Genomic DNA, 18,932 nt, shown 5'->3' with positions numbered 1-18,932 from the left:
CCCTCTCGCTGTTATAATGACTGTTCATTTTTCTTCCTGCTGTGTATCTGACTGCGTTGATTTTGCTCGGCTTCTCGGGTCATGGCAAGCATTTTATGGTTATGCTCAATAACCTCTGTTGACGCAAGCTCCGTAACCACTCTTGCATAGTCGGGATTGCTCTCCTGCAATTGTTCTTCCAGTTTTGCCTTTTCCGCTGTCCATTTCTTCGGTGTAATCTTCTCATCAGAGGAAAGCATTTTCTTTAATTTTGCACGATAACTGTCGTATTCTCTAAGCTCCGTTTCATGCTCCTTATCATATTTACGCTTGGCAAATCCTTTCAGCGAATTACTCGTCTTATGATACACGATATAAGGCTCATAATCACTGTATGCCACAAGCAACTGCTCCAGTCTTGCTATCTGCTCCGCAAGCTGTTGTCTCTCCGCTGACAGCTTCTCATAGGCTGGCTCTCGCTGTGTCTTAAACTCCTGCAACTGCTCAAAGCTCTCAATCTGATTTGCCACAACAAAACGCTCCATTCTCTCCTGCTCCTGCAATGACTGTCTTTGAGAAATCTTCCTCAAATATTTGCTCTTGATTACTGGCAATTCCAGTCTGCCCTTTTTGCCGACAACTGCTCTAATCATATCAAGGACTTCATTTGCAGTATTGCGTACTGCTTCAACTGGCTTGGAATTAACAAGCTTCTGCAACTGTTCCTCTGCTTTTGCCACAAGCATTTTTGCAGTAAGAATAGCCTTATTCTGCTCCATTATCCTGCGGTTGACATTCCCTCTCTCTGTCTGTATTCCTGCCCTTTCCAGCGCACTGGCTTTCTCTCCCAAATGTATCTGTGGTATGGTATCAAGCCCCTGCTCTGCAAATGACCTATGCTCCCAAAAATTCTCCCTTAATCCGTTTTTATCATTGACCGCATTTATGGTGTCAGCTAAATCCTTGCGCCACTTCCTGGCATTCTCCCTGCTGTTCCATCCAGTCACATCCTGCGTGGTGCATTTATATTGCCCATTCTTTTTTCTTATCTTGTTTCCGTCTGCGTCCAGTGCATAAATCTTCTTCTGCTTATCTCCCCATGAACCATCTTCCAAAATAGGACGCATGGTAAGCATAATATGGCAGTGAAGATTACGCTGGTGCGTATTCGGATTTTCAGAGTCATGGATGGCAAACTGCGCACACATTCCGTCATCCACAAAGTTCCTTTTCACATAATCCCTCATTACCTCTATGGCAAGCTCATAACTCCACTCATTCGGCAGATTGATTTTATATGACCTCGCCAGCTGTGCTTTGGCAGATTTACTCTCCCTCATTTCAACGGAGTTCCATAGCACCGATGGGTCTGAATATTCTGCTGGTGCATTGACCGGAAGCATGACCTCATTATGCACCAAATCCTCGGTATACTTCGGGTAATAGGTTGTTCCGTCATATTCAGAGTACATGGTAGTACGGCTGATATATGCAGATTTGTCAACTGCGGATGAACCACCTCTGCACTTTGCACCTCTTCCGATAATGGCAACTCGGGTACTTAGGTTTTTAACTGCCATAGCCACACCTCACTCTCCTGCATAGGCTGTGGCAGACCGATACTGTGGATTGTGCGGTATCGGCTGACTTTGTGGGCAGTGCAGCTCCGCTCTTTGGAGCTTCACTGAACGCAAAGTATGCAAATGGGTAGGTGCGCCCTCTGCACCGAAGGGAAAACGCAGTGTTCCCTTTTGACTGCCCTCGGCAGGCAACAGCTGTCTGCAAGACCCCTCGGAGAGCGCACATACCATTGCAGATGGTATATCTGTGCGCAACGAGAAAATCTCGTTGACTGGTCTTAGGCATTTTCGCTCTTGCCAGTACCTTCATCCCCTGCCACCTCACTTTCAGCTTTTACAACTGCATTCTCACGCTTTTCAGCACTTTCCTTTTTCACGATTTCAATAATGCGCTGGCACTGCTCCGACTTCATCCCCGAAGCAATAATTCTGTTCAGCTCCTGCTCGTCAAACTGGTAGCACTCTGGAAAGTATTTATGAACAATACCACCCATCATGTACTTGTGCTGATTTTCCTCTTTGCGCTTCTGCTGACTTGCCTTTCTCTTAGCTTCTGCAAGCCTTGCCTTTGCCTGCTCCACAATCTTCTCTGCCTTTAATACCTCTGCTGTTTTTTCATTGTTCTGTAACATAATTTCAATCTCCTTTTTCTTGATTTTTTGTAACAAAAAAGGTGGTCATGGTTTTATAATTTCCATGCCACCTTTAGGTGTTCGATATTAAATTAGTTCTTTGCCATAATAAATCTCATCTATTCGACAAATTGGAATTTGTCAATACCTATTACCATAAAGATATTTATTTGAAATTCTCTTTTGTGTTTCCAAATATTTTGTAACGTTTTCATCATAATCAGGATAATTATAACCAAGTGAATCTGCCACTTTTTTAGATATTTTTTTGAACAAACATAGACACAAATCAAACGATTTCCACATTTCTTCATACGAACTCATTGAATATGTATTTAGTAAGTTATCCCACAATTCTTTTGAAATATGCTTATCTAAAAATTTATAGTTTTTACCCAAACTGAAATTAAATCCTTTTTCAGTACCGACATACCAACTAATCATCCTAAGAAGCTCATGACGTAATACTTCATTCATATGGTCTATTGCAAATAGTATTTCACCACGAAGTAAGCCCTTGGATACATATGTTGCAACATTCCAAAATTCGTTACAACAGTCATCAAACTTTCTTTCTGTTGGACACTTAATGTAATAATCTTCATCTGTGGGAACTATTTCTGTTTTAATCATATTATCTTTATCTAACATGATTTTTACAAGTTTATCGCGAGTAAGATACTCCTCAAGCATTGAAACAGGTAACAAAGTTAAATCAATCTTTACACCATCATCAAAAAGCATTATATAAGAAAATCCTTTTTCTTCTGGAGGAAATAATTCCATATCTTCAGGTTTTTGCATCATAATTCTGTTACCAAAAACACTAAGCCAGTCATCGCTTTTCAAAAATTCTCCCATATCTATAACAAAAAAAGTAATATCATAATCTTGAAGATTGTCTTTTGGTATATTAACATTAGTGCGAGACCCCTCAAGAGTTACAATTCTAATTCTCTCATCTTGAAAAGCAAAATTCAAAACTAAATCGTATATTTCTTTTTCAGTCCTCATTTCATTCACCTCAATAAAATTATATCACAAAAAAAGATTGATTCTAACTGTTCTTATAATTTGATAACCGCATCAAGGCAGAGCGTAAGTGCATATTCGTATGCATTACCGCCCCAGTTTCTTTCGTCGTATTTGTCAACATCTGCAAGACTGTCTGCGGTATAAAGTATCATACCCCAGGTTGCCCCTCTGAAATCAGCACAGGCCGCCAGAGCAGAACATTCCATTTCTACAACTGCACAGCCTTCACTTTTGCGATAAGCCACCTTTTCTTTGGTTTCACGGAAAAATCCATCCGTTGACCAGGTTATAACCTCCTGATATTTCATACTATGCTCAAGAATGGTTTCTTCAATTGCTTTTCTTGCCTTCTCGCTGATTTCCACAAATCGAGAAGGGGGCGCATAGTGATAAGATGTTCCCTCATCACGCAGAGCCTTGTTTGGTACGAGGAATGTACTTTCGGGGAACTTTTCCAGAGCACCGCAACTACCTGCCGAGATTACCTCTCTTACACCATAACCAATCAGCCAATCAAGTATCTGTGTGGCTGCTGCCGCACCAACGGGTGCTTGACAAAGCACAATGTCCTCACCCTTGTATTTGGTGATGTAAATGGGATAATGCTTCGTTGCACTCTCAAAAGTGGATACCTGTTTGGTATCACTTTTACTGGCATATTCATCTATGTAAGCACCAAGAAATGCGAACACACATTTCTTGGGTAAGTTCAAACCAAGATTTTCATGAGTGGGATTAAGAACTGCTGTCTGCTCTGTATCAAACTCCAAAATCGGTATTTCGTTTTTAATAATAGCCATACTATCTCTCCGTCAAATTCAAGTTTGTCTAATTGTTTCCATCTGTTATTCTAGACGCCAAATGTGTCAAATATGTTTCAAACAAATCCAAATTGACACGCTCTTTCAACAAGGAAATTATATCATTGAACACACATTTTTTCAACTATTTACCTCTGCATATTATACTGCTTCATCTGTGTTCTTTTTAGTTCTCTGTATTTATCATCGAGCTTTCTCGGCTTACGATAATTCACGCATGATTTCGGCATGGAATAGGTCTTATCAATATCTGTTTCGCCTACCAGCTTATAAACCTCTGGGAACGCAATAACTAATGCGTCAAGTTTCCTCATAACTGCCTTATCTCGGGTATAAACAACTGCTCTCTGCTCCCCTGCATTGAAATTGATAACTGTCTCCTGCTCATACTTTGATAAACTGCCCATTAAATCACTCCTTTCTCTCAGGTTTGTATTTTTGACGACTCTAGACTCGTACTTTTGACGGGCAAATAATAAAGCCTGCCGTAGGCAGGCGGATAGGATGGGATAGGATAAGATTGAGATGGTATATCTCTTTTTTATCTTTTTATTTTATTCTTTTCTTTGGTTCTTTCTTTTCTGCTTTTCTTTTTCTCTTTTTTCTCTAGGAAGAGGAAGAGAAGGAAGGGGAAGGGAAGGTTGCACTGACAAGACCACAAAAAAGACATCCACTACAAACATGTTCCACTGTCCGTTTTGAATGCCTTTTTATTCTGATTTCGCTCGTTAATTATCGGAGCAAAATCAATCCATATTATTCACTTGATAATTTCCTCGTCTGCCATTTTCACAATCGCAAATTCACGATAATTATTGCCCTACTGCCTTTGCTTTCTCCGCTTCTATTTCTGCCCACGCTTTCCTCGCTTCTTCTCTTTTTCGTGCCATATATTTGCGGTTACTTGCTCGCTTTTTCTCCAGTTTTTCCTGCCTTTTAGCTTCTGCCAGCTTCTCTTCTTCCGTCAGCTCCACAACCACTTCAGGAACTACAAATCTACCGATATAATTCAAATAAATATCTACATCCTGCGTTCTGTTTGCACCACTTCCAACTGCCTTATAAACCATGATTTTATCAACAAATTCATTCAATATGGCTGGTGTCAGTTCCTCGAATGTCGTATGCTTTTTTACAAGTTCCATGAACACATCCACATCCGTTTTCTTAGCACTCATGCCCTCTAATTCAGCATTATCTCTGTCAATATCCTCTTCCAACGCTTCAAGCTCCGACTCATAATCACTTAGCATGGCATTGAAGCGTTTATCGTTCAATTTACCGCTGATATTATCCTCATACAGCTTCTTTATCAGACGATTGACTTCATTCACTCGTTTCTGCTTTTTGGCAAGCCTTTTCTCCAGTCTGACAGATAATTCTCCCTGCTGTTCTTCAGAGATACTGCATACCGTTTCCCTAAACTCTGCTTCATTTTCCACCGCATAATCACAAGTTCTTTTTATGGTTTCCAACACAAGCGTTTCCAACGCCTTTGTGGTAATGGAATGACTGCAACACAATTTTTCATAACGCTGTCTACCTCTTATATTGTTGGAGCAATCGTACCTATCTTCGGGTGCATGATATATCATCTCCCCTGCCTTAAAATAATTTTTTTTCCATATTCCCTGCGCATTTCTGTGATGATACATTTTTGCTCCACAATCTGCACAAAACACTTTACCGGTAAGAGGATTATTCTCCTCAAATACACCTTTTCTTCTTGGAGTATCTAACAGCTTCTGCACTGTTTCCCATGTATGCTTGTCGATAATCGGTTCTTGGGTATCTTCAAAGATAATCCATTCGGATGAGTCTACTTTAGTAGGTCGCTTATCCTTGTACGACTCCTTTTTTGTTCTAAAATTAACAGTACATCCAGTGTATTCCATTCTTGTTAATATGGTCTTAACAGTGCCACCTCTCCACATATACGGATGTTCCATATCAAATGACTTTATATTAACTCCCCTGCCACGAATACCCAAATAATATTCGGGTCTTTCCACCTTATCCTCTGCCAGTTCCCTTGCAATCTGATAGGGTCCTTTCCCATTCAGACACATATTAAATATCCTACGAACAACCTCGGCAGCTTCTTCATCAATTACCCATTTATCGGGGTTTTCTGCACTCTTTTTATATCCATAGCAACAGCGGTTGGTTGTATGTGCTTTCCCACTCATACCTCTTGCCTTTAATACCGTTGTTATCTTCCGACTGGTATCACGCACATACCACTCGTTCATAATGTTCAAGAATGGGGCAAATTCTGCACTCTCCCTGCGCTCGCTGTCAACACCATTGGAAATCGCTATAAAATGCACTCCCTTTTCCCGAAACATGACTTCTGTGTAAAATCCTACTTGCAAATAATCTCTACCGATACGGCTCATGTCCTTGACAATGACTGTTCCCACCTTGCCAGCTTCAATATCCGCAAGCATTCTCTTCCAGTCGGGTCTGTCAAAGTTTGTACCAGTCCATCCATCATCCGTGTAATGCTCGATATTCTCATACCCATGCTGTTCTGCATACTGTGTCAACATCCGCTTCTGATTGACGATACTGTTTGACTCTCCCTGCACCTCATCATCCTTTGAGAGTCGCTCGTATAAAGCTGTGATTTTAAATCTCTTATCCTTGATTTTCATTGCTATCCTGCTCCTTTGCATTTTGAATATTTCCACTGCCTACTCTCAAAGTGTATTACATCCGTATAATGTTTCGGCGGTGCTGTAAAATGTTCACTAAATTTTACAACAACACATTCAAATACCTGTCCTATTTTTATATCTGGAAAATCACTTTCCTCCTCTTCTGGCTTTTCTGCATTTTTCCCATATGATTTAAAGAACCGTTCTTCCACTTCTTTCCATCCATATTGGAGAACATTCTTTCCAGATGCAGTAAACAGTTCTCCATGACAGGAAATTTCAGTCTTAATACTCTCATATATGTATTCCTGTTCCGATGCACATAATAACTTTGATGCAATCAGCATAAGAATTTCTTTTTCTCCACCCGGAAGTGCTTTTAAATCTGTGTTTGCAATTTCTACCGTTGGTATAATTGCATGATGATCTGATACCTTTTTGCTGTTTAAAAGTCTTTTTATCTCTGGTTCCGAACCCTTCATTGATATTTCTGGAAATACTCTATTTACCGCATCAATAACCAAAAACGCATTTTCTTCCATATCATCTGTAAGATATTGGCTATCCGTCCTTGGATACGTCACCAGTTTCTTCTCATAAAGGCTTTGGGTATAGTCCAAGGTTTGCTGTGCCGTAAATCCAAGAAGACGATTTGCTTCCCTCTGTAATGTGGTCAGATCATATAATTTCGGCGGCTGTACCTTTTTCTTCTCTTTCTTTACTGAAAGAATCTGTGCAGTTTCATCCTTCATATCCTCCATCATCTGAACGGCAGCACTTTTCTCTTTTATCCGGTTGCTTACAGCATCCAATCCATCCATCAGAAGATGAACCAGATAATACTTCTCTTTCTGGAAGTTCTCGATGCTCTTTTCCCGTTCCACCAGCATTGCAAGTGTAGGTGTCTGCACCCGACCTACAATCAACCGATGGTGATACAGCACCGTAAACAGTCTGGTGGCATTAATTCCCACCAGCCAGTCTGCTTCACTTCTCGCCACCGCAGAATAATAAAGATTATCATATTCATGTCCATCTTTCATCTGCTGAAATCCTTCCAGAATTGCTTTTTCCTCCATGGAAGAAATCCACAGTCTTTTAAAGGGAAGTTTACATTCTGCCTGGTTATATACCAGACGGAAAATCAACTCCCCTTCTCTTCCTGCATCTGTTGCACATATAATTTCTGTGACATCTGCTCTGTGAAGCAGTTCCTTTAAAACCCGAAACTGCCCTTTGGTACTTTCTTTAATCTGATATTTCCAATTCTCCGGGATCATGGGAAGTGTTTCATATTTCCATGCTTTCCAGTCATACCGGTACTGATCTGCACTGGCCAGTTCAATCAAATGCCCAATACACCAGGAAACCAGATACTCTTTTCCTTCCAGATAACCATCTTTTACGTTTGTGGCATGAAGCACCTTCGCAATGTTTCTGGCTACGCTGGGTTTTTCCGCAATTACAAGCTGCAATTTTCTATCTCCTTTCTGCACCTGTCGCTGTAATTAAGTGAAACAAAGTTATTCCTCTGATTCTTCGTCTTCTACTTCACCTTCCATTTCATATTCTTCTAATTCTTCATCATCCTCACGAATTGTATCTTCTTCCTCCTCATCGTCGTCCTCGTCCTCTTCATAATCAAAAGAAGTATTTCTTCCTTTCATAAATTTCCAATAATAGTAAGCACCACAAACTCCTGCCAGAACCAGCAGCATTAATAAAATCGTGCCGGAATTATTGCTTTTCTTCTCAGGTTCTTCCTTTTCTTCCGGTATGATCGTAACTTCTGGTTCCGGTGTCTCTGTGATCTTCTCTGTTTCAAGTGGCAGTGCGGATTCTGCAATAGCCTGGTTCTGTGGAAGTGTGACCATGTTGGTATCCGTAAAGTTCAACAGATCATTTTCGCCTACCTCTGTAAGAAGATAAACATTTTCATCCGTTTTATCCTTATCTACAATCAGATAAAAAACCTTATCACTTTTTGTCTTGATCGTATAAAATTCCTTTCCCCCTTTGTCCTGAACTGTTCCTGTTGTCATGCCGGAAGCAGAACTTTCTCCCTGCACCCGTCCGGTATCTGCTTCTGTATCCGTTTCATTTCCTGTGTTTTCTGGTTCTGTTGGTGCAGTAGCAGTCTCGTTCGTTGTCTGATGTTCCGTTACGGTTGCCGTAGCACTGGTGGGCTTACTTGCAGTTCCATCGGCTGGCAAAGAAGTCGCATTCTGCTCCGTTCCGGAAACCTCTGTATTCTCTTTTACTGCATCTGGATTTTCATAATAAGGGTTTCCTACTTTATAGATCTCTGACATATTTCCTGCTTTGTCTTTTGCCTGCAGGGTAAAGTATTCATAGGAAGTATCCGCTTTTTGCAAACGGACATTTAATGTATTATTCGTCAGTTCTGTGAATTCATTTCCATTGACATACAAAGCAGCAATTCCCGATTCCGCATCAACTCCCTGCACGATCAGTATCCCATTCTTCGCAGCCGCAATAATAGTTGGTTTGGTTTTATCAAAACACTCTATGTAACGATTCTGCTCATAAGTATTTCCATTCTGATCGGTAACTCTCACATAAATACTACAATTAGAAGAAATGGATACTTCCATATTTCCGGTTATGTCTGACCATCCTCCATTTTCTGAAAGTCTTGCTTCTACTTTTGCAATAGAAAAACCACCTGTATTCTTTATATCTTCCACTTGAATTTTTACGGTTGCCGTATCTGTCTGCCAGCCTTCGGGTTCTGTAAAGGTAATCCCTACTTCTGGTGTTTCCGTCACATCATTTCCTGCATCTTCCTGTGCCTGTTCCACTGGATCTGCATGAATTTCAACTTCTGATCCATCTGAAAAATCAACATCTTCCGGGCTGCTTTCTTCTGATGATTCCACTTCTACATTATCTGCCCATACAGTCAGACTTCCGGGCGAACTATAAAAGAAAGCTCCTGCCGGAAGTCCTGCTAACGTAGCTGCGGTTAAAAATACAGCTGCTCTTTTATGAAATTTCTTCATTTTCTGTCTGCTCCTTTTCTCTGGTTTCCAATATCTTTTTTTGTTCCTCCTTGCTGATATCAATCATCAACTGAAGTTCCTCTGCGGAAACTCCATTGCTTCGGATAATTTTTAGATACTCCATATCCTCTGCCTGTTTCTTCTGTTCTTCCAGATCCCTTGCTTTTTTCTGTAGCTTTTCAATCTTAACGTAGGTTCTTGCAAGTTCTTCTTTTATTCGTTCAATGTTCAAATACGCCCCTCCTTATGGCCTGCCAAAAGCATAAAAATGAGACTGCCAGTATGCAGAATTAATGGACGTATACTGAATTGGATTTCCACAATGGATCATCTGTCCATCTCCGGCATAAATTCCTACGTGGGTAACCGGCTCTCCCGCATCATACGTCCCAGTGAAAAAGATAATATCTCCTGGCCTTGCTTCTTCTGGTGATACAGGCATACAAATGTCATAAATTCCCTGTGCAGTAAGTCTTCCCATATTGCAGACACCCGAATTGGTAAACACATAGCTTACAAAACCAGAACAGTCAAAAGAAGTCTCCGGGCTGGAACCGCCCCATACATACGGCATACCAAGATATTTGTCTGCTTCCGCAAATAATCTCCGCACAGTCTCATCATCATAACTGCCGCCTCCACCATACAGCCCGCTATCTCCGGTACTGATATAAAAAACAGGATTATAATATTCCCCATCTTTGACCAGTTCCAAATATAACTGGCTTCCGGTTGCACTTCCTGTACTTCCCGTTGTACCAATTACAGTATCTGTTGTTACTTCCTGACCATTTGCTACCGAAATGCTCTGCAGATAAGCGTATTTAATCTGCACACCTTTTTTATCCTGCGTAACTACATAATTTCCAAAAGTTCCGCTATATCCTACATCTACAACAAAACCATTCATCGCTGACTTCACTTCTGTTCCCTGTCGTACATTAACCGTCACACCTCTGTGAAGTTGTGTCTGCCCGGTTCCATTGTTTACAGAATACCCATAATAGGTACTGATATAGGCATACCAGTTTAACTCAACCGGAGTTTTATATGTCTGTAAATTTCCTCTGTTGGAATAGACCTCTTCATAAATTTCCTGCTCATCCTCTTCCATTCTGGACAGAATAACACTTCTAAGCGGTTTTGCCTGAACAGAAACATTCAGTACATCTGCAGTTACTGTACGGGTAACTTCCACAGAGTTCTGATTGCCCTCTGCCAGAAAACATTCCCAGGTCTGATGACCATGTGCCTCAGCTACTGCGTGATTATCATAATAAACATCAAACTGGACACCATACTGGGCAAAGTTTCCAGTATCTTCTACGGTGTACTCAATCCCATTCATCACTACTTTCGTCCCCATTGGAAGAAATGGGTTTGCAGCATCAACCGCAAGCGTATGATTAGCCTGTGGCATTGCCCCTGAAGCAGTTGGTCCTCCACTCCACACGCCACAGCAGATAGGACAGTTACAGTATCCACTGGTCACAACATTTCCCAATGACTGCCCTACCTGTATTGTAGATGTTTCCTGCCGGGTTTCACTTTTTTCCGCTACGGTGATTCCGTACTGTAAAGAAAAAATTGTTTCCAGTTCTCCTTTTATCTCATCAAACTTAAAATCCCCATACCTGGCAGTCAGATAACTGATCAATGTATGGGGATCATGGCCGATTTCACCAATGTTATATCTGTATTCATCTTTTCCTGGATACCGGGCTTCCATCTGGTTTATTTTCTGTTGAAGACTGGCTTCCAACTGCGTATAATACAACTCTGCTTTTTCAATTTCGTCCGGATCCGCAATGTAACTGGAAGCGATTACCGTAGAAATTCCATTAGAAAACATAGCCGAACAGGAAGCAAATCCTGTCATTACGGAAAGAAGCAAAATCAATAACAACCCCATTGAGATCAGAGTAGTTACATTTCTTACAAATACTTCCTGTGCCTTTCTTGCAATTTTAGTAGCAAGATTTACTGACCGGATTGAGGTGTCTTTTGTTTCTTTTGCAATCTTCCCAGCCCGGTATGCCATCTGATACTCTCGCTTAATCCTCTGCTTCTGTATTAATTTTCTGATCAGCTTTTTCTGCATCTCTGGATGTTCTTCCAGATATTTCTGATATTGATACCTGGATGCACTCTTCCAGGCTCTTTGCTCTAAACGGTTTTCTTTATGTATCTGACTGCGGTTCTTCCGGATATTTCTACTGCTATGTTCCTGTAATATCCACTCACCTGAACGCTCCAGCTTATGTGCTGCATCTACAGCACTGTTTTCCTCTTCGTCTTCGCCTGCTTTCTGATATACTGCATTTTTTAATGCTTTCTTTGGAACAGAAGACAAGGTTTTCTTTTTACCATCCGTTTTCCCTGTTTTTTTGTCGAAATATAAATGGTACTTTACCTTTGCTTTCTGTTCCTCATTTATTTTCTTGGTATAAACAGAATCTTTCGGAATTTTGTTCTGCCTCTCAGCTTCCTGTTTTCTTGCAGCCTTATCCACTTCCTGATAAGTTTTTATTGTTTTTCGGCTATATTTCTGCTTTCCTTTTTTTCGGTTTGTAGAAACATCATTCTTCTCTGCCTGAAAATGTCCTCCATCTGTTTCAGCCGAAGTTTTCTTTTCTTTCTTCAGACTTCCATCTGTCTCCAGTTTTCCAAACTGCAGTCTCTGCTGTTTCTTTTTCTGTCGCTGATACTGGCTCCTGTGTTTTTCTTTGCGCTCACGTATTTCTACCGCTGAATCCACAGATACACCTGCAGGCTTGTCCCGATATCTGTACCGTCCCTGTGTTTTTCGTTTTCCCGGAGGACTGTTTGCAGCCTCTTCTTTTTTGGCAGGATTTCCCTCCTGAACTTTTTCGGAAAATTGTTTCTTTTCAACTTTTTTATGAGAGTTTTTCTTCTTCTCAGAAGTAATAAATGCCTGTTCTACATCCTTCTGTTTATAAGACAACTCCTGATCGCTGTTTGTAACTTTTCTGGTCTCCTTTGTTGCAAGATTTTCCTCAACCAGACCATTTCTGGTCATACGGCTGACTTTCTTCTCTTTCGCCGTATATTTTTGTTTTCCCAATGTACCTCACCTCTGCTTTTTTGTCCATTAAGTCTGAATCTCATCCGGTTTAGTACTCATCAAAGCATAGGTTCTGGTATCCTGCGGATATCTGTCTGCAAAAGGTATGATTACATTTCCGTAAAAAAGCAGCCCTTCTCCTGCATTACTGTTATTTACAAAAGAAATCTGATGCTTGGAAATATTCAATTTCTCCGCAAGGATCTTCTGATCCCCGCTGTGCTGATTTAACATCAGGATAAAATCACTGTTTCCCACAATACTTTCTACTGCCAGAGAGCCAAGAAAATCTGTTACATTCTGACTGATTCCTGTAATGATTCCACCCCACTTACGAAATCTCTTCCACATTTCAATAGAATAATTAGCAGTCTGTGGCTGGTTCAGCAAAAGGTGAAATTCATCCACATAATAACGGGTTGATTTCCTGCGACTGCGGTTCTGTGATACTCTTGTCCAAACCATATGCTGGACAATCAACATCCCTACTTTTCGTAGTGTGGTTCCAAGTTCCCGGATATCAAAGCATACCACTCTGTTCTGCGTATCGACATTACTTCGATGGTTAAATACATTCTGCGATCCTGTTACATACAACTGCAGACTGTTGGCAATGTTCTGTGCTGCTGGTTTATCTGGTGCATAAAAGTTCAGACGTTCATAGAAATCCTGCAAAGTCGGCATATTTTCCGGTTTTGGATCATTGTAAAGATATTTTTTATAAATGTCTTTTACACACAGGTCAATCATGGAAACCTCATCACCATTTAATTCTGCATTTTGAGGTTTCTTCATAATGACCTCACAGAAAGATGTGATAAACTCTGCTTTATCAGCAATAATGGTATCAATATCCTCCACATCGCCATTAATCCTGTATTTCTCCGGATGATAAATAACATCCAGGTTCACTTCCATAGGATTGATGTAATCATTACTTTTTGCACTGATTTTAATAACTTCACCCTTTAAGGCATTTACCAGCGGAAAATATTCTCCCTCCGGGTCACAGATAATAATGTCATCGTCTGTAATCAGGAAAACATTGAGAATTTCTCTTTTCGTTGCAAAACTCTTACCGGAACCAGGAGTACCCAAAATCAGGCCGTTAGGTGTTTTCAATCGTTTCCGATCCACCATAATGAGATTGTTTGACAGTGCATTTAAGCCATAGTAAAGAGCTTCACCGCCTTGGAAAAGTTCCTGTGTGGTAAACGGAACAAAGATTGCTGTAGAAGTCGTAGTCATAATTCTCTGTATTCCAGTCTGGTTCATTCCCAGTGGCAGTGATGCCACAAGTCCCTGTTCCTGCTGATATTGAAGTCTCCGTATATTGCAATTATATTTCTGGGCGATTCCTGCAGTCTGATACACAATATTGTCCAGTTTTCTCTTATTGTCCGCTGTATTCATCAGCAAAAAAGTAAGTTCAAAAAGTTTCTCATTCCTAGACTGGATTTCATTGAGCAATCCCTCCACATCCTCTCCGTATGTAGAAATGTCCGTTGGAATAATATCCATATCATATCCGCTTCTGACCGCTTTCTTCTGTTCTTCAATTTTCATTTTCTGAATATTTGACAGCGTACTTTTCAGGCTTTTAATAGCTGCCTTGGGATCAATTGGACGCAGGTGCATATTGATGATAAGATTCTCTTCCAGATCCAGCAGATCTGCCAGCAGTTTATCCGTAAGTTCTGGTGATGTAATCTGTAAATATGACACGCATCCAAAAGTCTGTCCCATCCTAAAATAGCTGTCATTGCGAAAATCAAATCCGGTAGGTGCAATAAAGTCTTTTGTCTGCAGACCTGTTTTTGCAACCATCCCATAATGGAAATGGAAAGATTCTTTTGTGTCCATATTCATCACATCATGCAGAATTTTCAGACGTTCTACCCCATTTAAAGGCTCTGCCATGGCTCCCATCACCTTAAAATTATTCAATACACTGGCTTCAATTCTCTCCAGCCTGGATTTTGCATTTCGCAGATTATCCGCCTTAATGGAAAATGTAATATATTTTGTTTTTACAAGCCCATTATTTCCTTTGGAAAGCTGCATTTTCAACATATCCGAATATTCTTTCCGAATATCATTGAAACAGTCATCCTGCTCTGGAATATCAATATTTTTTGCATACTCATCAAAATTCACCTGTTGATTAAGAAATGTAATTTGTACCTCAACAGAGCTGTCAAATGAATTCAGGAACTCACAATAGTTCTCAAAAATAGCCGCTTTATCATCATTCTGCGCTAACTGGTAATTTATATCGTAAAACTGCACCATTTTTGAATAATAGTTATCATCCGTCCTGCAGATACCATCCTTATATATTTCCTTATATGGAATCGTATCCTGCGCTGTAAAAGGCTTCCTCTTCTTCTGATTCTCCGCTTTTATCATCCGAAGTTCTTTCAGACGCTTTTTTTCTTCTTTCGTAAGTCCGGTTTTCTGTTTCTTATTTTTTTCGGTCTGCTTTTTTAAGGAAATGGAACGGATTTCTCGCTTCCCTGGCTTCTTTTGCCTTTTTCTCAAGCCATGCACCCTCTTTCTCTAATTTATCGTACTCTATAATCCGGTCATATAAGTTTTGGGAACGATAGAACCTGATTCCAGGTCTTAAAAATTTCTGCCGGATAATGTGAAGCAATATTTTCTCTGCTGGAAATCCATCCTTTTCATACATTGCAAAAAAGAAAAATGGCAGCATCACTATGATCATAAGCGTTGCTGCCACATCTGTTCCCAGTCCTGCTTTTGTCAGCAAATAGACCGGAACACCACAAATTCCTGCCAGAGAAAAACATATAATTTGTCTTTTAGTTAAATTCAGTGCTAATTTTGTCTTTATTTTTGAAAAATCTTTCGGCACTGGAACATATGCCATATTCTTGTTTCCTCCTAATGTGCATTGAAGATTGATTTTGCCAGGGAACTGGTCTTAAACAGGCTGAAACATAAAATAACTGTATATGCTGCAACTGACCAGATAGCTGTATGAAGATTATCCGCAACTGTAATAGCATTTACCAGAACTGCATAAATCGCAACACATACCATCATAAAAAATCCCTGGAATCCCAACGCTAATAATGCCTTCACATAATTATTTCCAATACTTCCCCATTCCCTGTTCGTAAATGTTGAAAACGGAATAGGTGCCACAGAGACATAAAGATATATTTCTATCATTCGTCCATATAAAATGACGGTAATCAGGACTGATATGATTTTTAGACATAAACTGACCAGCATCGTTTCCAGACCAAGCCCCAGTAATTCTCCGATTCCCATATCTTCAATCTGCGTTTCAAGAAGCGTTTTCAATGCTTCTGTAACATCAATAGATGCGGAACCGGTTATCATACCGCCAGCATTGGATACCACATGATTCGCTACATCAAAAATTGCCATCGCAATATCAAAAGTATGAGTAACCAGATATACCGCTACCCACATCTTAAAAATGTATTTGAAAAACATAAACGTATCCGTATCGTGCATATTGTTTTTTTCCATAATCATGGAAATCAGCTCATAACACAGTACAAATGTAATAATCATCCCCGCAATGGGGACAATGACATTATCCGACAGATTTTTTATCATGGAAAAAATGCCACTGTTCCAATTTTGGGGTGTTTTCCCAACCTCTGTAGCAATCGTTTCTACTTTGGTATTTACATCGGTGAACATGGTATCCAGGTTTGATGTGATCCAGCCTGTTAGCAGATCCTTTATGAACTCTGTTATTTTTTCGGTTATTCCACCCATTTATTTATCCAAACAAAGTTGCAAGCTGTGGAATCAGGTTTATTCCAATCAGTACGATGCCACCGCCCGCCATCAACTGTTTTATACCCAATTAGGTGTAAAACTCTGCTCGATGGCGGGCGGCGGCGTACAAAAAATCTATATGGTGTTTTTAAGAGAACCGTCCCGGTAGGACAGGTCAGGCAGTGACCTGTTCCACCTCTGGGATGGGTTTGAGATTAAAATGAATTTCGATAGAAATGTGTCTTGTTTTATCTTCGTCAATGCGCTCATGCACGACGATTTCTTTGATTAAGCGGTTGAGGGTGGCTGCGTCCAGCTCTGTGATATTGGCGTATTCCTGAATGGCTTCCACCCATTGTTTTGCGTCATTGGCAAGCTGGACTTCATCGGACAGCCGCTTTCTGCCCTCGGACACTTTTGCTTTAAGCTCCGCTTGCTCGGTCTGTGTCTTTTCCAGCATGGTGTTGAAATTCTGTTCACTGATACGCCCTGCAATCATATCCTCATAAAGCCGCATTACCATTTTGTCCAGAACCTCAATCCGTTCCTCGTCCCTTGTGAGGGAGCGTTCCATTGCTTCCCGCTGTTCCCGCTGCTCGGCTTCACAGGTATTGGTCAGGCGGTCGGCAACCGCTTCCCCGTCCATCAGGGCGGCTCTGGCACATTCCCGGATTTTCCGCAGCACATGGCTGTAAAGGGTGTCATAATCAATCCGGTGCTGGGTGCAGTGGTTCTTTCCAAAGGCATTGTAGGTTTTGCAGGAGTAAATCTGCTGGGGATGTTTTGCGTTTGTGTAGCGTATCGTCAGTGACTTCCCACACTCACCGCATTTTATCAGTCCGGCAAACAGGCTGATTTCATTGGTCTGCCCCGGACGCTGGCGGGATTTCAGCTTGTTCTGCACAATGTCAAAGCTCATGCGGTCAATCAGCGGTTCATGCTGTCCCTCCACCACAATCCAGTCCTCCGGCTTCTTTTCCCCAATCGTGCCGATTTTGAAACGGTAGTCCTTTTTCTGGGAAGCAATCGCCCCGGTGTAGACGGGATTCATCAAAAGGTCTTTGATAACGGAGAAGTCCCACATATACCGCCCGTTTTCCGGGTCTTTCTTTTCCCATTTGGTGCGGGTATTGCGAAGCCCCCGTTCCCGGTTCCACCATGTGGGGCAGGGGATTTTTTCTTCCTCCAGCCGTCTGCGGATATAGTTCGGACCATGACCGTTTAGGGCATATCCGAAAATCAGCCGCACAATCGGGGCGGTTTCCTCGTCAATGAGCAGATGGTTTTTGTCCTCCGGGTCTTTCCGATACCCGAACGGGGCAAGACACCCGGTAAACTGTCCTTTCTGCGCTTTCAGAAGATAAGAGGAATGGACTTTCTTGGAAATATCCTTGCTGTACATCTCGTTCAGGATATTCTTGAACGGGGCAATATCGTTGTTATCACGCAGGGTGTCGATACCGTCATTCATGGCGATATAGCGGACACCGTTTCTTGGGAAAAAGTCCTCAATCAAATGCCCGGTTTGCAGATAGTTACGCCCCAGTCGGCTGAGGTCTTTCGTGATGACAAGGTTGATTTGCCTGCGCTCAATGGCTCTCAACATTCTCTGTAAATCAGGACGCTCCATATTAAGACCTGTGAAGCCATCGTCCTGATAGACTGCCACAACCTCCCATCCCTGCTTTTCGCAGTATTTTTCCAGCATATCACGCTGGTTTGCGATACTGGCACTTTCGCCTTGCAGGTCATCGTCCTTTGACAGCCTGCAATAGACCGCTGCACGATACCCTCCGGCAAGTGCCGAACCGATTGTTCTGTATTCCATTTCGTTCATCATAGCCATTTACCCACACAATCCAGACGGTATCTGGCTCTTTTGAACCTCATCTTCATTATAGCTCATATCTTTCCTTTTAGCAAGATATTCTTTCGTATTTGTCTTACCGTATTTCTGGGAAATCAGGCTGACGAACACATCGGTTGCGTCCAGTTCCCCGTCAAATACCGTTGTAACATGAATCTCTGTTTTGTTTTTTGCCATAGGCAGTTCTCCTCCATACATGAAAATAGCCAGACAGAGGGTGTCGGCAACGAAGTCCGGCAACGGGCTTCAAAAGACCTTGCAAACAATCTCAATCTGGCGATGGTTACTATTTATACTTTTCTTTTATTTTTCTGTTGTTTTGGTTGTCATAGGGGAGAAAAGCCGATAGTTTCGGGATTTTCCCCGGCAACCGGCTCGGCAACGGGATAGCAACAGGGGGTGCAACGGGCTGCCATTTTCAGAACGTAAGCTCCATCTGTTCTGTGACCTCCACAAAACCGTCCATC

Annotated in this window: 16 protein-coding genes and 1 pseudogene; all 17 read right to left on the bottom strand. The window is 41.3% G+C overall.

Annotated features, from left to right (window positions below; translation table 11 throughout):
- Nucleotides 1–11: 11 nt before the first annotated feature.
- The 17 genes and pseudogenes from DWX61_RS17965 to DWX61_RS17890 all read right to left on the bottom strand — a co-directional run bounded on the left by DWX61_RS17965 (nucleotide 12) and on the right by DWX61_RS17890 (nucleotide 18,642).
- Nucleotides 12–1,559, bottom strand: coding sequence for a MobA/MobL family protein (locus tag DWX61_RS17965; protein ID WP_002582176.1), 1,548 nt, complete (start codon nucleotides 1,557–1,559; stop codon nucleotides 12–14).
- Between the two features lie 278 nt (nucleotides 1,560–1,837).
- Nucleotides 1,838–2,191: a hypothetical protein gene (locus DWX61_RS17960; RefSeq protein WP_002582177.1), complete on the bottom strand. Its 354-nt coding sequence runs from the start codon at nucleotides 2,189–2,191 to the stop codon at nucleotides 1,838–1,840.
- Between the two features lie 141 nt (nucleotides 2,192–2,332).
- Nucleotides 2,333–3,205 (bottom strand): aminoglycoside 6-adenylyltransferase, encoded by an 873-nt coding sequence (gene ant(6), locus DWX61_RS17955; RefSeq protein WP_002582178.1) that lies wholly within the window; start codon nucleotides 3,203–3,205, stop codon nucleotides 2,333–2,335.
- Between the two features lie 53 nt (nucleotides 3,206–3,258).
- Nucleotides 3,259–4,026, bottom strand: coding sequence for a nucleoside phosphorylase (locus DWX61_RS17950; protein ID WP_002582179.1), 768 nt, complete (start codon nucleotides 4,024–4,026; stop codon nucleotides 3,259–3,261).
- A 149-nt stretch (nucleotides 4,027–4,175) separates the two neighbouring features.
- On the bottom strand, nucleotides 4,176–4,454 hold the full coding sequence (locus DWX61_RS17945; RefSeq protein ID WP_002582180.1) for a hypothetical protein: 279 nt from the start codon (nucleotides 4,452–4,454) through the stop codon (nucleotides 4,176–4,178).
- A gap of 405 nt (nucleotides 4,455–4,859) precedes the next feature.
- The gene (locus DWX61_RS17940; protein WP_002582181.1) at nucleotides 4,860–6,704 is read right to left on the bottom strand and encodes a recombinase family protein; all 1,845 of its coding nucleotides are present in this window, start codon (nucleotides 6,702–6,704) and stop codon (nucleotides 4,860–4,862) included.
- Between the two features lie 2 nt (nucleotides 6,705–6,706).
- A complete protein-coding gene (locus DWX61_RS17935) occupies nucleotides 6,707–8,182 on the bottom strand; it encodes a DNA topoisomerase (protein ID WP_118626621.1) in 1,476 nt (491 codons plus the stop codon).
- A gap of 48 nt (nucleotides 8,183–8,230) precedes the next feature.
- Nucleotides 8,231–9,730: a CD1107 family mobile element protein gene (locus tag DWX61_RS17930; protein ID WP_118626619.1), complete on the bottom strand. Its 1,500-nt coding sequence runs from the start codon at nucleotides 9,728–9,730 to the stop codon at nucleotides 8,231–8,233.
- Nucleotides 9,714–9,962, bottom strand: a complete 249-nt coding sequence (locus tag DWX61_RS17925; RefSeq protein ID WP_021652602.1) for a DUF4315 family protein — start codon at nucleotides 9,960–9,962, stop codon at nucleotides 9,714–9,716. The genes DWX61_RS17930 and DWX61_RS17925 overlap by 17 nt, the downstream gene beginning before the upstream one ends.
- Nucleotides 9,963–9,974: 12 nt before the next feature.
- On the bottom strand, nucleotides 9,975–10,844 hold the full coding sequence (locus DWX61_RS19735; RefSeq protein ID WP_253293157.1) for a C40 family peptidase: 870 nt from the start codon (nucleotides 10,842–10,844) through the stop codon (nucleotides 9,975–9,977).
- A 420-nt stretch (nucleotides 10,845–11,264) separates the two neighbouring features.
- Nucleotides 11,265–11,831, bottom strand: a pseudogene (locus DWX61_RS19730) (CD1108 family mobile element protein); the annotation flags it as partial.
- Between the two features lie 1,011 nt (nucleotides 11,832–12,842).
- On the bottom strand, nucleotides 12,843–15,311 hold the full coding sequence (locus DWX61_RS17915) for a VirB4-like conjugal transfer ATPase, CD1110 family (protein ID WP_182434047.1): 2,469 nt from the start codon (nucleotides 15,309–15,311) through the stop codon (nucleotides 12,843–12,845).
- Complete coding sequence (locus DWX61_RS17910; protein WP_059085511.1) at nucleotides 15,280–15,708, bottom strand: PrgI family protein; 429 nt, start codon at nucleotides 15,706–15,708, stop codon at nucleotides 15,280–15,282. Before DWX61_RS17910 ends, DWX61_RS17915 begins: the two co-directional genes overlap by 32 nt.
- Before the next feature lie 14 nt (nucleotides 15,709–15,722).
- A complete protein-coding gene (locus DWX61_RS17905; protein WP_005426566.1) occupies nucleotides 15,723–16,595 on the bottom strand; it encodes a VirB6/TrbL-like conjugal transfer protein, CD1112 family in 873 nt (290 codons plus the stop codon).
- 4 nt (nucleotides 16,596–16,599) lie between these two features.
- Nucleotides 16,600–16,668 (bottom strand): Maff2 family mobile element protein, encoded by a 69-nt coding sequence (locus tag DWX61_RS17900; protein ID WP_081017239.1) that lies wholly within the window; start codon nucleotides 16,666–16,668, stop codon nucleotides 16,600–16,602.
- 105 nt (nucleotides 16,669–16,773) lie between these two features.
- Nucleotides 16,774–18,444, bottom strand: a complete 1,671-nt coding sequence (locus DWX61_RS17895) for a recombinase family protein (RefSeq protein ID WP_006060475.1) — start codon at nucleotides 18,442–18,444, stop codon at nucleotides 16,774–16,776.
- Nucleotides 18,445–18,642: a hypothetical protein gene (locus DWX61_RS17890; protein ID WP_003020324.1), complete on the bottom strand. Its 198-nt coding sequence runs from the start codon at nucleotides 18,640–18,642 to the stop codon at nucleotides 18,445–18,447.
- Between the last annotated feature and the right edge of the window lie 290 nt (nucleotides 18,643–18,932).

This window comes from Ruminococcus sp. AF20-12LB (genome assembly GCF_003478985.1).
Classification (GTDB): Bacteria; Bacillota; Clostridia; order Lachnospirales; family Lachnospiraceae; genus Blautia_A.
The sequence above is the reverse complement of the archived record's forward strand: the minus strand, read 5'-3'. Positions and strand labels throughout refer to the sequence as shown.